Below are 13,712 nucleotides of genomic sequence, written 5' to 3'. Positions count from 1 at the left end.
GAAGGCGTGACTGACGCCATGACAGGCGCATGAATTCCCCCAGAGATCGTGCGACCGTGCCCGCGGGAAGGGTCGGGTACCGCGGGCACGACCAACGTAACGATCCCATACGGGGTGGGAACAGGGCCTTCCTCCTGATTCACCCATAAGTGGGCACCCCGCTCAGCGGGCGGCCCGCCCAGTGGGGACCCCGCGTCTCAGGCCTTCTCGCGCGCCGCCGCCTCGCGCAGTTCCACCTTGCGGACCTTGCCGCTGACCGTCATCGGGAAGGCGTCCACCAGCCGCAGCCGGCGCGGGATCTTGTAGTGGGCCAGCCTGCCGTCGCAGAACGCGGCCAGTTCCTCCGCCGTCAGCGGGTCGGCGGGGTCGCGCGGGATGACGCAGGCGACGATCTCCTCGCCGTAGCGCTCGTCGGGGACACCGACCACCTGCACGTCGGCGATCTTCGGGTGGGTGTAGAGGAACTCCTCGATCTCGCGCGGGTAGACGTTCTCGCCGCCCCTGATGATCATGTCCTTGATGCGGCCGACGATCGCCAGGTAGCCGTCCTCGCGCATCACCGCGAGGTCGCCGGTGTGCATCCAGCGGCCCGCGTCGATCACCTCGGCGGTGCGCTCGGACTCGTCCCAGTAGCCGAGCATGACCGAGTAGCCGCGGGTGCACAGTTCGCCGGGTTCGCCGCGCGGGACGGTGACGCCGGTGGCCGGGTCGACGACCTTCACCTCCAGGTGCGGCAGCACCCGGCCGACCGTCTCGGTGCGGCGTTCCAGGTCGTCGTCGCGGCGGGTCTGGGTGGAGACCGGTGAGGTCTCGGTCATGCCGTAGCAGATGGCGACCTCGACCATGTGCATCCGGTCCACCACCCGTTTCATCACCTCCACCGGGCACGGCGAGCCCGCCATGATGCCGGTGCGCAGCGTGGACAGGTCGTACGAGGCGAAGTCGGGGTGGTCGAGTTCGGCGATGAACATCGTCGGCACCCCGTACAGCGAGGTGCACCGTTCGTCCTGGACCGCGCGCAGGGTCGCCGCCGGGTCGAACGAGGGCGCCGGGATCACGATGCAGGCGCCGTGCGTGGTGACGCCGAGGTTTCCCATCACCATGCCGAAGCAGTGGTAGAAGGGCACCGGCAGGCAGACCCGGTCCTGCTCGGTGTAGGCGACCAACTCCCCCACGAAGTAACCGTTGTTGAGGATGTTGTGGTGGGAGAGCGTGGCGCCCTTGGGGAAGCCGGTGGTGCCGGAGGTGTACTGGATGTTCACCGGGTCGTCGCAGCTGAGGCCGGCGGCGACGGCTTCGAGTCGTTCCGCGTCCGTCCGCCGGGCGTCCGCCACCAGCTCCTCCCACGAGGGGTCGCCGATGTGCACCACGTCGCGCAACTCGGGGCAGTCGGCGCGTACTTCGGCGGCCATGGCGCGGTAGTCGCTGGTCTTGTGGGCGGTCGAGGCGATCAGCAGCCGCACTCCGGACTGCCGGAGCACGAAGGCCAGTTCGTGGGTGCGGTAGGCCGGGTTGATGTTGACCATGACGGCACCGATGCGGGCGGTGGCGTACTGGGTGAGCACCCATTCGGGGCAGTTGACCGCCCAGATGCCGACCCGGTCGCCGGTGCCGATCCCCCGCGCCAGCAGCGCCCGGGCCAGCTCGTCCACGTCGCGCCCGAACTCCGCGTAGGTCCACCGCCTGCCGCCGGGCACGTCGACGAGGGCCTCGCGGTCCGGGTGGGCGGCCACGGCCCGGGCGAGGTTGCGGCCGATGGTGTCGCCGAGCAGCGGGGTGGTGCCCGTTCCACTGGCGTAGGACGGCTCGGGCTCGGCGGCGGAAGGTGCGGTCACGGGGGCCTCCATGCAGCGGTAACGTCGCAGTAACATCGTGCGACCAGTGATCCACGTCTCACCACCCCCGAACGGGGGTGGCCCGCGCGAGCGTCGCGGACCGGGGCCGGGAGGCAGCCATGCGCATCGAAGGCACGGCCGGACGGGCCGAGGGCGAGGCCGCCGACGGCACGACCGGGCGGGCCCGGGGCGAGGCCGCCGACGTCCGCGAGGCGCTGGCCGCCCTGACGCACTCCTGCGGCCTGCCCGTCGCGTTCGGCGGCCTGACCGGCGACGACGCCCCGGCGGCGGCCCGCACGCCCGGCGGCGGTGACGCCGGGTTCCGGATCTCGCAGCTCGTCGGCACCACCACCCGGGCGCTGCGCGGGCTGGCGATCAGCTCGGGCAGCGGGCTGGGCGGCAAGGCGATCGCGCTGGCCCGGCCGGTCGCGGTCACCGACTACCGGGCGTCCCGCACGATCAGCCACGAGTACGACGCGGCGGTGGCCGCCGAGGGCCTGCGGTCGGTGCTGGCCGTGCCGGTGGTGGTGCGGCGTCGGGTGCGCGCGGTGCTCTACGCGGCGCTGCGCGAGCCCGCGGCCCTGGGCGACCGGGCGCTGACGGCGGCCGTGGGGGCCGCGCAGGAGCTGGAGCGGTCGCTGGCGGCGCGCGACGACGCGGACCGGTTGCGGGCGGCGGCCCCGGCGGCCTGGGAGGAGGTGCGCGCCGCCCACGCGCACCTGCGGACGCTGGCGCACGACGTGCCGGACGTGCGCCTGCGGGACGAACTGCTCGCCGCCTGCGCCCGGTTGGAGAGCGCCTGCGGCGGGACGGCGCGCGGAGACGGCGCCGTGGGCCTGTCGCCGCGCGAGGTGGACGTGCTCTCGTGCGTGTCGCGGGGTGCCACCAACGCCGCCGTGGCGGACCGGCTGGGGCTGCGTCCGGAGACGGTGAAGGCGTATCTGCGGTCGGCGATGCGGAAGTTGGGGGCGCACACCCGGCTGGAGGCGGTCGTGGCGGCGCGCCGGGCGGGCCTGCTGCCGTAACACGCCGGATTCCCGGGCACGTCGGCGCGCTACGGCTCCCCCGGCGCGTCGGCGCCCTACGGATTCCCGCGCGCGTTGGCGCTTACGGCCGTCACACCCCCAGCGTGCGGGCGATCGCGGGGGCGAGCGTCGCCACGATCTCCTCCTTCGTCAGCTCCGTCACCGCGGGCATGCGCAGCAGGTAGCGGGTGAGGGCCAGCCCGAGCAGCTGGGCGGAGACCAGCCCGATGCGGGCCGCGGCCCGCGGCGGCAGCACCTCGGTCACCGCGGGGGCGACCTGCGCGGCGAACATCTCCCGGGTGCGCTGGGCGGCGCGCTCGTTCGTGACCGCCGAGCGCAGCAGCACCAGCAGCCCGTCGTCCGGCGGGTCGCTCTCCCAGCGGTCGAGGAAGTGCCGCACCAACAGCTCGGGCAGGTCGGCCAGGGGCACGGCGGTCAGGTCGGGCAGGCGCAGGTCGATGTCGAGCGCGGCGTCGAAGAGCCGTTCCTTGGTGCCGAAGTAGCGCATGACCATCGACGGGTCGATGTCCGCGTCGGCGGCGACCGCGCGGATGGTGGTGCGTTCGAAACCGTGCTCGGCGAAGCGCTCACGGGCGGCCCGCAGGATCGCGGCGCGCGTGCGGTCCGAGCGCCGGGCCCCGTCCGCGTCCTGGGCCCCCGCGAGTGGCTGGTTCTCGTCGGTCGTCTTCACGTCAACGATTGTAGGCCAACACCCGTGGGCCAACACCTGTTGACTTCAGGGCCGCACTCCGCGCACCATGACAACAGACGTTGGCCAACAACCGTTGGCATCACGAAAGGGGGCACCGCCATGGACACCGCCGCACACGCCGCCGCCCGCCCCGCGCTGCCGGAGCGCACCGAGGTCGCCATCGTCGGCGCCGGGCCCACCGGGCTCGCGCTGGCCCTCACCCTGACCCGGGCCGGGGTCGACTTCGTCCTGCTCGACCGGCTCGCGGAGGGCGCCAACACCTCGCGCGCCGCCGTGGTCCACGCCCGCACCCTGGAGGTGCTGGACACCCTGGGCGCGGCGAAGGAGCTGACGTCCCGGGGACTCACGGTGGACCGCTTCAGCATCCGGGAGGGCACCCGGCAGCTGCTGGACGTGCCGTTCGCGGGACTCGCGACGCCGTTCCCGTACGCGCTGCTGGTGCCGCAGGACACGACCGAGGCCGTGCTGCTGGAGACGCTGCGGCAGGCGGGCGGCGACGTGCACCGGCCGTACGAGGTGGCGGGCGTGGTCCAGGACGAGTCGGGCGTCACGCTCACCATGGCCACCGGCGAGACCCTGCGCGCCGCGTACGCGGTGGGCGCCGACGGGATGCACAGCGTGGTGCGCGAGGCGGCCGGCATCGGCTTCCCCGGCGGATCGTACGGGGAGTCCTACGTGCTGGCGGACGTGCGCGCGCGGTGGGCGCCGGGGCGCGAGACGGTGGCGCTGCTGCTGCACGAGAAGGGCGTCGCGCTGGTCGCGCCGCTGCCCGGTGACCGGTTCCGCGTGGTGGCGACGGTGGACGAGGCGCCCGCGCGACCCGATCTCGCCTTCCTGCAACGGGTGATGGACGAGCGGGTGCCGGGACAGCTGCGGATCGAGGAGGTGCGGTGGTCCTCGCGCTTCCGGGTGCACCACCGCGTCGCCGACCGCTACCAGGCCGGACGGCTGCTGTTGGCGGGCGACGCGGCGCACGTGCACAGCCCGGCGGGCGGCCAGGGCATGAACACCGGTATCCAGGACGGCCACGCGCTGGGCCGGGCGATCGCCGAGGACCGCGTGGACACCTACGAGGCGCTGCGGCGGCCGGTCGCCGAGCGGGTGGTGGCGTTCACCGACCGCCTGACGCGTTTCGCCGGGCTGCGCGGCGTGGGCGGCCGGGTGGCCCGCGGGACGCTGCTGCCGTTGCTGGGCCGCGTCCCGTCGTTCCGCACCAAGTTCGCCACCGAGCTGGCCGAGCTCAACTACCGCTGACGTGGCCGGGGTTGCGGACGTGCGGGCCTCAGGCCGCCGATCCCACCCGGGTGCGGCCGCGTCCGGTGTCGTGGTGGATGGGGGTGTGCGCGCCGGTGAGCGGGGCGCCGGAGCCGCCGCGCCGGTGGGCGACGATCTCGGCGGCGATGGACAGCGCGGTCTCCTCCGGGGTGCGGGCGCCCAGGTCCAGGCCGATCGGGGAGCGCAGGCGGTTCAGCTCCAGCTCGGTCAGGCCGACGTCGCGCAGCCGCTCCAGCCGGTCCAGATGGGTGCGGCGCGATCCCATGGCCCCGACGTAAGCCACCGGCAGCCGCAACGCCCGCTCCAGCAGCGGGATGTCGAACTTGGCGTCGTGGGTGAGCACGCACAGCACGCTGCGGGCGTCCAGTGTCTGGGAGTCGAGGTAGCGGTGCGGCCAGTCGACCACCACCTCGTCGGCCTGCGGGAAGCGGGCCGCGGTGGCGAACACCGGACGGGCGTCGCACACGGTGACCCGGTAGCCCAGGAACGTCCCGATGCGCACCACGGCCGCCGCGAAGTCGATGGCGCCGAACACCAGCATGCGCGGTGCGGGGACGCGGCACTCGACCAGCAGTGTCAACGGCTCGCCACAGCGGCTGCCGTCCGCGCCGACCTCGATGGTGCCGGTGCGTCCGCCGTCCAGCATGGCGGCGGCCTCGGCGCGCACGGTGGCGTCCAACTCCGCGTCACCGAAGCCCCCTTGGCCGTCCTTCTCCCCGGAGGGGACGACGAGCGCCGAGCCCAGCAGACCGCCCGGGCCCTTGACGACCCGGGCGACCGCGACCGGCTCCCCCTCCCCCGCCGCGTCCAGCGCGGCGCCGAACTCCGGCATGGCGGCCGGGTCCACCCGCTGGACGAAGATGTCGATGACGCCTCCGCAGGTCAGGCCGACCGCGAAGGCGTCCTCGTCGGAGTACCCGAAGGTCTCCAGTACCGGGGTGCCGCTCTCCAGGGCCTCCCGGCACAGTTCGTAGACCGCGCCCTCCACACATCCGCCGGACACGCTGCCGATCGCACGGCCCTCGGCGTCGACGGCGAGCGCCGCGCCGGGCTGGCGGGGCGCGCTGCCACCGGTCGCCACCACGGTCGCGACGGCGAACGGCCGTCCGGCCGCGTACCAGCGGCGCAACTCGTCAGCGATGTCCAGCATGATGTGCCAACTCCCTTGACAGGGCTGCGTGAACCGGACGGGGTCAGTGGACCCCGAGCCAGCTCTGGATCGGGTTGAGGGCGAAGTACACGACGAAGACGACGGACAGGATCCACATCAAGACGCTGGGCTCGCGCCACTTGCCCTGGGCGCCCTTGATGGCGCAGTAGGAGATGACGCCCGCGCCGACGCCGGGGGTGATGCCGTAGGTGAAGGGCATCAGGGCGACGGTGAGGAAGACCGGGATCGACACCGAGCGGTCGGTCCAGTCGATGTGCCGGACGTTGGTCATCATCATCGAGCCGATGACGACCAGCGCGGCGGCGGCCGCCTGGCCGGGCACGATCGAGGCGACGGGGGTGAAGAACAGCGCCGCGGCGAACAGCAGGCCGGTGATCACGCTGGACAGGCCGGTGCGCGCGCCCTCGCCGACCCCGGTCGCGGACTCGATGAAGACCGTCTGTCCCGAGCCGCCGACCGCACCGCCGATCATGCCGCCGGCGCCGTCGATGAACAGTGCCTTGCTCAGGCCCGGCATGCGGCCCTGGGAGTCGGCGAGTCCGGCCTCGGTGCCGACGCCGATGATGGTGGCCATCGCGTCGAAGAACCCGGCCAGCACGAGGGTGAAGACGATCACCCCGATCGTCATCCCGCCGATCTTGCCCCAGCCGCCGAACGCGACGTGGCCGAAGAGCGAGAAGTCGGGCATGGAGACCGGGTTGTGCGGCAGGGCCGGGACGTTGAGGCCCCAGTCCTTGGCGTGGGTGGCGCCGACGGCCTGGAGGACCGCGGCCAGCACGGTGCCGGAGACGATGCCGATGAGGATGGCACCGGGCACGTTGCGGGCCTGGAGCATGAAGATGGTCAGCAGCGTCACGCAGAACACCAGCACCGGCCAGCCGGTCAGGTGCCCGCCCGTGCCGAGCGTCACCGGGTCGCCCTTGCCGATGAAGCCCGCGTTGACCAGGCCGATGAGCGAGATGAACATGCCGATGCCGACGGTGATGCCGTGCTTGAGCGGCAGCGGTATCGCGTTCATCACCGCCTCGCGCAGCCCGGAGACCACCAGCAGCACGATGACGGCGCCGTAGATGACGCACATCCCCATCGCCTGCGGCCAGGTCATCTCCGGGGCCACCTGGGTGGAGACCACCCCGGCGACGCTCAGTCCCGCGGCGAGCGCGAGCGGGACCTTTCCGACGAATCCCATCAGCAACGTGGTCACGGCGCCGCCCAGCGCGGTCGCCGTGATGAGCGCGGCGTGCGGCAGGCGGTGACCGTTCACATCGGGAACGGAGAGCAGTACGGGGTTGAGCAGCAGGATGTACGCCATCGCCATGAAGGTCGTCAGACCACCGCGGACTTCGCGGGCGACCGTCGAACTTCTGTCGGAGATGTGGAAGTAACGATCGAGCCAGGAGCGGCCCGCGGGCTGGCGTGTGCCGTCTCCGGCGTCCTCCGCGACCACCGGCGGCTCGATTTGCGACTGGGTCATGGGTGCAACTCCCAAGGTTCACAGGGACACCCGCGCTCTGCGGCACGGGATTTGGGATGCGCACGACCCGGGGGACGGCCCGAGGCGAACGGGTACTGCTCGGCCAGAGGGTGGGGGACGGCCGTACCGGGCGGCGGGCGGAAAGGGACGAGATCCGCGACCGCCGCCCGGAGCTGCTGGGCGGCACCGTGGGCGGCGCCGCCGGGGTCAGACGCCGGTGATGTGCTCGGGGCGCACCGGCACCCGCTTGAGGGCAAGGCCGGTCGCCGCGCGGATGGCGGAGACCACGGCCGGGGTGGACGACAGCGTCGGCGCCTCACCGATGCCGCGCAGCCCGTACGGGGCGTGGTCGTCGGCCAGTTCGAGCACGTCGACCGGGATGGTCGGGGTGTCGAGGATGGTCGGGATGAGGTAGTCGGTGAAGGAGGGGTTGCGCACCTTCGACTTGGGATCGACGATGATCTCCTCCATCACCGCGAGTCCCAGTCCCTGTGTGGTGCCGCCCTGGATCTGGCCGACCACCGACAGCGGGTTGAGCGCCTTGCCGACGTCCTGCGCGCAGGCGAGTTCGACCACCTTCACCAGACCGAGTTCGGTGTCCACCTCCACGACCGCGCGGTGCGCGGCGAACGAGTACTGGACGTGGCCGAAGCCCTGGCCGGTGACGATGTCGAACGCCTCGGTGGGGCGGTGCCGGAACTCCAGTTCCAGGTCGACCACGTCGTCGCCGAGCACGTCGGCGAGGTCGGCGAGCACCTCGCCGCCGTCGGTGACCACCTTGCCGCCCTCCAGCAGCAGTTCGGCGGTGGCCCACGCGGGGTGGAAGGTGCCGAACCTGCGCCGGCCCAGCTGGAGCGCCTTGTCGCGCACGGCCTCGCAGGTGTTCTTCACCGCGCCGCCGGTCATGTACGTCTGGCGGGACGCGGAGGTCGATCCGGCGGAGCCGACCTGGGTGTCGGCGGGGTGGATGGTGACCTGCTGGACGCCGAGTTCGGTGCGGGCGATCTGCGCGTGGACGGTGACGCCGCCCTGGCCGACCTCGGCCATCGCGGTGTGCACGGTGGCCACCGGTTCACCCGCGACGACCTCAAGGCGCACCCGGGCGGTGGAGTAGTCGTCGAAGCCCTCGGAGAACCCGACGTTCTTGATGCCGACCGCGTAGCCCACGCCGCGCACCACGCCTTCGCCGTGCGTGGTGTTGGACAGCCCGCCGGGCAGGGCGCGCACGTCCGCGGTCTGGCCCGCGCTCTCCCACTGGTTCTCGGGCGGCAGCGGCAACGCCTTGACGCGGCGCAGCAGTTCGGCGACGGGCGCCGGGGAGTCCACGACCTGCCCGGTGGGCATGATCGTGCCCTGCGTCATCGCGTTCAGCTGCCGGAACTCGACCGGGTCCATGCCGAGTTCGGCGGCGACCTTGTCCATCTGCGCCTCGTAGGCGAAGCACGCCTGGACCGCGCCGAAGCCGCGCATGGCGCCGCAGGGCGGGTTGTTGGTGTAGAGGGCGACGGCCTCGATCTCCACGTCCTCGATGACGTAGGGGCCGACGCTGAGCGAGGAGGCGTTGCCGACGACGGCCGGGGAGGCGGAGGCGTAGGCGCCGCCGTCCAGCACGATGCGGCACTTCATGTGGGTGAGCTTGCCGTCGCGGGTGGCGCCGTGCTCGTACCACAGCTTCGCCGGGTGGCGGTGGACGTGGCCGAAGAAGGACTCGAAGCGGTTGTAGACGATCTTGACCGGCTTGCCGGTGCGCAGCGCCAGCAGGCAGGCGTGGATCTGCATCGACAGGTCCTCGCGTCCGCCGAACGCGCCGCCGACGCCGGAGAGCGTCATGCGCACCTTCTCCTCGGGCAGCCCGAGGACCGGGGCGATCTGCCGCAGGTCGGAGTGGAGCCACTGGGTGGCGACGTACAGGTCGACGCCGCCGTCCTCGCCGGGCACCGCGAGGCCCGACTCGGGGCCCAGGAACGCCTGGTCCTGCATGCCGACCTCGTACTCGCCGGTGACGATCACGTCGGCGCGCCGCGCGGCGGCGTTCGCGTCGCCGCGGATGATCGGCTGGCGGTGGACGATGTTGGGGTGCGGCACCTCGTGCGCGTGGTGGTCGTCGCGGCCCGGGTGCAGGAGCGGCGCGTCCTCGGCGAGGGCGCTGGCCTCGTCGTGGACGACGGGCAGCTCCTCGTACTCCACCTTGATCTTGGCGGCGGCGCGGCGGGCGGTCTCCGGGTGGTCGGCGGCGACCAGGGCGACCGGCTCGCCGTGGTGGCGTACGACGCCGTCGGCGAGCACCGGGGTGTCGGTGAACTCCAGGCCGTACTTCTTGTGCTCGGTCGGCAGGTCGTCGTGGGTGAGCACGGCGTACACCCCGGCCTGCGCGAGCGCGTCGGAGGTGTCGACGGACAGGATGCGGGCGTGGGCGTGCGGGCTGCGCAGGGTGAAGCCCCACAGCATGTCCTCGTGCCACATGTCGGAGGAGTACGCGAACTCCCCCGTCACCTTCAGCGTGCCGTCCGGGCGCAGCGTGGAGGCGCCGATGCCGGCGTCCGCCTTGGCGCCCTGGGTCAGGTTGGTCGGGGTGCGGGTCGTTCCAGCCATCTCAGACCACCTCGTCCTGGCGGGCGGCGGCCAGGCGGACCGCGTCGAGGATCTTCTCGTAGCCCGTGCAGCGGCACAGGTTGCCCGACAGCGCCTCGCGGATGTCCGCGTCGGTCGGGGAGGAGTTGCGCTCCAGCAGTTCGTCGGCGGCGACCAGCAGGCCGGGGGTGCAGAAACCGCACTGCACGGCTCCGGCGTCGATGAACGCCTGCTGGATCGGGGCGAGTTGACCGGGCTGTGCGGCCTGGGCGCCGTGCGGCTTGGCCTGCCAGCCCTTGGCCTGGTCGAGCGTGGTGCCGTCGGTGGCGCGGCCGCCGCGCTCGCGGGCCTGGTCGGCCAGGCCCTCGACGGTGACGACCTCGCGGCCCTGCACCTGACCGGCGGCGACCAGGCAGGAGCAGACCGGCACGTCGTCGAGGCGCACCGTGCAGGATCCGCACTCGCCCTGCTCGCAGGCGTTCTTGGAGCCGGGCAGGCCCATCCGCTCGCGCAGGACGTACAGCAGGCTCTCGCCCTCCCAGACGTCGTCGGCTTCCTGCTCGCGGCCGTTGACCGTGAACGTCACGCGCATCGTGCGCTCCTCTCGTTGCCGCGGTACTCGTCCCAGGTCCAGCCCAGCGTGCGCCGGGCCATGACGCCCAGCGCGTGACGGCGGTACGAGGCGGAGCCGCGCACGTCGTCGATGGGGTTGGCGGCGCCGGAGACCAGCTCCGCGAACTGCCGTGCCACGGCGGGCGGGATGATCTTGCCGTTGTCCCAGAAGCCGCCCTCCTCCAGCGCGGCGGCGAGGAACTCCTCGGCCGCCTTGGCGCGGATCGGGGTGGGCGCGGCGGACCCGATGCCGGTGCGGACCGTGCGGGTCGAGGGGTGCAGCGCGATGCCGAAGGCGCACACCGCGATGACCATGGCGTTGCGGGTGCCGACCTTGGAGAACTGCTGGGGGCCGTCGGCCCTGGGCAGGTGGATCGCGCGGATCAGCTCGTCGGGGGCGAGGGCGTTGCGCTTGACGCCGACGTAGAACTCGTCGATGGGGATCATGCGGGTGCCGCGTACCGAGGCGACCTCGACCTCGCAGCCGGAGGCGAGCAGCGCGGGGTGGGCGTCACCGGCCGGGGAGGCGCAGCCCAGGTTGCCGCCGACGCCGCCGCGGTTGCGGATCTGCGGGGAGGCGACGGTGTGGCTCGCGGTGGCCAGGCCCGGCAGCACGGACCGCAGGTTCTCGATGATGCGGGTGTAGGAGACCGACGCGCCGAGCCGTACGGTGTCCTCGCCCACCTCCCAGTCGTGCAGCTCGCCGATGCGGTTCAGGTCCAGCAGCACGTCGGGCCGGCGGTGGTCGAAGTTGATCTCGACCATCACGTCGGTGCCGCCCGCGATCGGCACAGCGGTGGGGTGCTCGGCCTTGGCGGCGAGCGCCTCCTCCCAGCTGGCGGGGCGCAGGAAGTCCATGGGGGATCTCTTCTCGATCTCGTGGTGCGTCGGTTGCGCTGAGGGGTGCTGAGGGGTGCTGGCGGACGGGGAGTTCATGTCCTGTTCACGTGGTGTGACCCCAGTACACGGCCGCGTGGCCGGTTCGGTGCAGTCACCGAAACCATGAAGCGCTTGGCCGGTCGGTGGATGCACCTTGTAGATTCCTCTGAAAGACCTGGTTCCGGATGGTCGCGACCTTCACCCGGGCGGGCCGGATTCCGGCCACGCGGGGAACGCGGCACGGCGGGCCCGATGGCATGACAACACGACTTCACGACGACACGATCGAGACACGGCGACAAGGCGGGACCGATGCGGCTGCGCACACTGCTGGACACCGAGGCACTGGGCCTGCGGCTGCTCGGCGGGCAGGACGAGCTGGACCGTACGGTCCGCGGCGTCATGACCACGGACCTGCGCGATCCCAGCCGCTACCTGTCCGGGGGCGAGCTGGTGCTGACCGGGCTGGCCTGGCGACGCGGCCCCGAGGACTCCGAACCGTTCGTACGGCGTGTGGCGGCGGCCGGGGTGGCGGCGCTGGCGGCCGGTGAGGCGGAGGTCGGCGGCGTGCCGCGGGACCTGGTGGAGGCGTGCGAGCGGCACCGGCTGCCGCTGTTCGCGGTGGACGAGGACGTGGCGTTCGCGACCATCACCGAATACGTGGTGCGGCAGGTGTCCACCGAGCGCGCGGGCGACCTGGCGGCGGTGGTGGACCGGCACCGCAGGCTGATGTCGTCCGGGCCCTCCGGCGGCGGTCCCGACGCGGTGCTCGACCTGCTCGTCACCGATCTGGACCTGCGTGCCTGGGTGCTGTCGTCCACCGGACGGCGCATCGCGGGCTCGGCGGCCGAACTGCCCGCGCAGGTGCGGGCCGAGCTGGCCGGTGAGCACCTGGCCGCGACCCGCACCGGCCGCCCGGGCCCGCACCGACTGACCGTCGGCGGGCGGACCTTCTCGCTCTTCGCGATCCGGCCCGGCGGCCCGGGGCGCGCCGAGAAGCCGGACGCCTCGCCGCTGTCGGACTGGCTGCTGGCGGTCGAGGCCGACGCGGGCGAATGGCCGGCCGAACGCCTCGACCTGCTCACCGGCGTCACCCAGCTGATCGCCACCGAACGCGACCGCCAGGACGCCGCGGGCGCGGTACGCCGCCGCCTCGCGCACGAGGTGCTGGAACTGGTGCAGACCGGGGCGCCGCCCGCCGAGGTGGCCGCCCGGCTGCGGGTGGCGGCGCCGGTGCTGCTGCCGGGGGCGGGCGCCGCGCCGCACTGGCAGGTCGTGGTGGCCCGGGTCGACTGGGACGACGAGCGGCCTTCTGGCGGCCCGGCGGCGCAGACGCTGCTGGAGGAGATCCTGGTGGACCCGTCGGGCCCGGGCGGCGATCCGCTGGAGCGCGTCGCGGTGGCGCACGACGACGAGGAGGCGATGGCCCTGCTGCCGCTGCCGGTCGCGCCGGGCGACCGGGAAGGCGACGAGGCGGCGGAGGCGGCCGGGCCGCGCGGGCTGCGCGCCGACGAGCTGCTGCGTTCCGTCGGCGGCCCGCTGGCGCGCGGGCTGGACGGCGACGGGCGGCTGACGATCGGGGTGAGCGCGTCCGTGCACTCCGCCGAGGGGCTGCGCGGCGCGCTGGAGGAGGCCCGGCACGCCCGCCGGGTGGCCGCCGCCCGGCCGGGCCGGGTCTGCGTCGCGGGCCACGAGGAGCTGGCCTCCCACGTGCTGCTGCTGCCGTTCGTCCCCGACGACGTGCGGCGGGCGTTCACCGCGCGGCTGCTGGATCCGCTGCGCGCCTACGACCGGCGCCACCGCGCCGAGCTGATCCCGACGCTGGAGGCGTTCCTCGACTGCGACGGGTCGTGGACCCGCTGCGCGACCCGGCTGCACCTGCACGTCAACACGCTGCGCTACCGCATCGGCCGCATCGAGCAGCTGACCGGCCGGGACCTGTCCCGGCTGGAGGACAAGGTGGACTTTTTCCTCGCGCTGCGCATGAGCTGACCCCGCGCGGGTCCTCCGCCCGTGGGCCGCAGGCCCTCACCCGCGATCGGGCGGGTCCCGGTGGGATCCGGCCGTTTGTGAATCCGTTCACCCACTTTCCGGCAGACCCCTTGGCCCCGCCCGCCCCGGCGTGCTGGACTGCGCCCATCGCTTTCCGGTTCGTACG

The 13,712-nt window shown here is 73.1% G+C and carries 11 protein-coding genes; 4 read left to right on the top strand and 7 right to left on the bottom strand.

The genetic code is table 11. The features are described 5' to 3' along the window. Positions 1-197: 197 nt before the first annotated feature. Entirely contained in the window at positions 198-1,835 is a 1,638-nt protein-coding gene (locus K7472_RS13250) for an AMP-binding protein (protein ID WP_222977424.1), read from the bottom strand. Positions 1,836-1,954: 119 nt separating this feature from the next. Here K7472_RS13250 and K7472_RS13245 point away from each other — a divergent pair, with 119 nt between their 5' ends. Then, positions 1,955-2,860, top strand: a complete 906-nt coding sequence (locus tag K7472_RS13245; protein ID WP_222977422.1) for a helix-turn-helix transcriptional regulator — start codon at positions 1,955-1,957, stop codon at positions 2,858-2,860. Between the two features lie 91 nt (positions 2,861-2,951). Here the strand turns inward: K7472_RS13245 and K7472_RS13240 are convergent, their stop codons facing one another. Beyond that, complete coding sequence (locus K7472_RS13240; protein ID WP_308013891.1) at positions 2,952-3,551, bottom strand: TetR/AcrR family transcriptional regulator; 600 nt, start codon at positions 3,549-3,551, stop codon at positions 2,952-2,954. Positions 3,552-3,671: 120 nt separating this feature from the next. On the opposite strand from K7472_RS13240, the gene K7472_RS13235 reads away from it, so the two are divergent. Then, positions 3,672-4,826, top strand: a complete 1,155-nt coding sequence (locus K7472_RS13235) for an FAD-dependent monooxygenase (protein ID WP_222977418.1) — start codon at positions 3,672-3,674, stop codon at positions 4,824-4,826. Between the two features lie 28 nt (positions 4,827-4,854). Here the strand turns inward: K7472_RS13235 and K7472_RS13230 are convergent, their stop codons facing one another. After that, positions 4,855-5,997 carry an XdhC family protein gene (locus K7472_RS13230; RefSeq protein ID WP_222977416.1) on the bottom strand — a complete coding sequence of 381 codons (1,143 nt, stop codon included), beginning with the start codon at positions 5,995-5,997 and terminating at the stop codon, positions 4,855-4,857. A gap of 43 nt (positions 5,998-6,040) precedes the next feature. Continuing rightward, positions 6,041-7,492, bottom strand: coding sequence for an NCS2 family permease (locus tag K7472_RS13225; RefSeq protein WP_222977414.1), 1,452 nt, complete (start codon positions 7,490-7,492; stop codon positions 6,041-6,043). Between the two features lie 56 nt (positions 7,493-7,548). Between K7472_RS13225 and K7472_RS13220 the strand changes: the two genes are divergently transcribed. Beyond that, entirely contained in the window at positions 7,549-7,713 is a 165-nt protein-coding gene (locus K7472_RS13220) for a hypothetical protein (protein WP_222977412.1), read from the top strand. Here the strand turns inward: K7472_RS13220 and pucD are convergent. The 3 genes from pucD to K7472_RS13205 are packed head-to-tail and all read right to left on the bottom strand — an operon-like array spanning position 7,700 to position 11,533. Next, positions 7,700-10,084: a xanthine dehydrogenase subunit D gene (gene pucD, locus K7472_RS13215; protein ID WP_222977410.1), complete on the bottom strand. Its 2,385-nt coding sequence runs from the start codon at positions 10,082-10,084 to the stop codon at positions 7,700-7,702. The two genes, K7472_RS13220 and pucD, sit on opposite strands and share 14 nt — an antisense overlap. 1 nt (position 10,085) lies before the next feature. After that, positions 10,086-10,655, bottom strand: a complete 570-nt coding sequence (locus K7472_RS13210; RefSeq protein WP_222977409.1) for a (2Fe-2S)-binding protein — start codon at positions 10,653-10,655, stop codon at positions 10,086-10,088. Further along, on the bottom strand, positions 10,646-11,533 hold the full coding sequence (locus tag K7472_RS13205) for an FAD binding domain-containing protein (protein WP_222977407.1): 888 nt from the start codon (positions 11,531-11,533) through the stop codon (positions 10,646-10,648). Before K7472_RS13205 ends, K7472_RS13210 begins: the two co-directional genes overlap by 10 nt. 333 nt (positions 11,534-11,866) lie before the next feature. Between K7472_RS13205 and K7472_RS13200 the strand changes: the two genes are divergently transcribed. Beyond that, a complete protein-coding gene (locus tag K7472_RS13200; RefSeq protein ID WP_222977405.1) occupies positions 11,867-13,546 on the top strand; it encodes a PucR family transcriptional regulator in 1,680 nt (559 codons plus the stop codon). Positions 13,547-13,712 lie beyond the last annotated feature (166 nt).

The organism is Streptantibioticus parmotrematis (genome assembly GCF_019890615.1).
GTDB lineage: Bacteria > Actinomycetota > Actinomycetes > Streptomycetales > Streptomycetaceae > Streptantibioticus_D > Streptantibioticus_D parmotrematis.
This window is presented reverse-complemented; position numbering and strand designations above follow the sequence as displayed.

Excerpts from the sequence above, each read along its gene's own strand:
- K7472_RS13220 (WP_222977412.1), top strand. The coding sequence starts at position 7,549 with ATGCGCACGACCCGGGGGACGGCCCGAGGCGAACGGGTACTGCTCGGC.
- K7472_RS13210 (WP_222977409.1), bottom strand. The coding sequence starts at position 10,655 with ATGCGCGTGACGTTCACGGTCAACGGCCGCGAGCAGGAAGCCGACGAC.
- K7472_RS13200 (WP_222977405.1), top strand. The coding sequence starts at position 11,867 with ATGCGGCTGCGCACACTGCTGGACACCGAGGCACTGGGCCTGCGGCTG.
- K7472_RS13245 (WP_222977422.1), top strand. The coding sequence starts at position 1,955 with ATGCGCATCGAAGGCACGGCCGGACGGGCCGAGGGCGAGGCCGCCGAC.
- K7472_RS13205 (WP_222977407.1), bottom strand. The coding sequence starts at position 11,533 with ATGGACTTCCTGCGCCCCGCCAGCTGGGAGGAGGCGCTCGCCGCCAAG.
- K7472_RS13230 (WP_222977416.1), bottom strand. The coding sequence starts at position 5,997 with ATGCTGGACATCGCTGACGAGTTGCGCCGCTGGTACGCGGCCGGACGG.
- pucD (WP_222977410.1), bottom strand. The coding sequence starts at position 10,084 with ATGGCTGGAACGACCCGCACCCCGACCAACCTGACCCAGGGCGCCAAG.
- K7472_RS13235 (WP_222977418.1), top strand. The coding sequence starts at position 3,672 with ATGGACACCGCCGCACACGCCGCCGCCCGCCCCGCGCTGCCGGAGCGC.
- K7472_RS13225 (WP_222977414.1), bottom strand. The coding sequence starts at position 7,492 with ATGACCCAGTCGCAAATCGAGCCGCCGGTGGTCGCGGAGGACGCCGGA.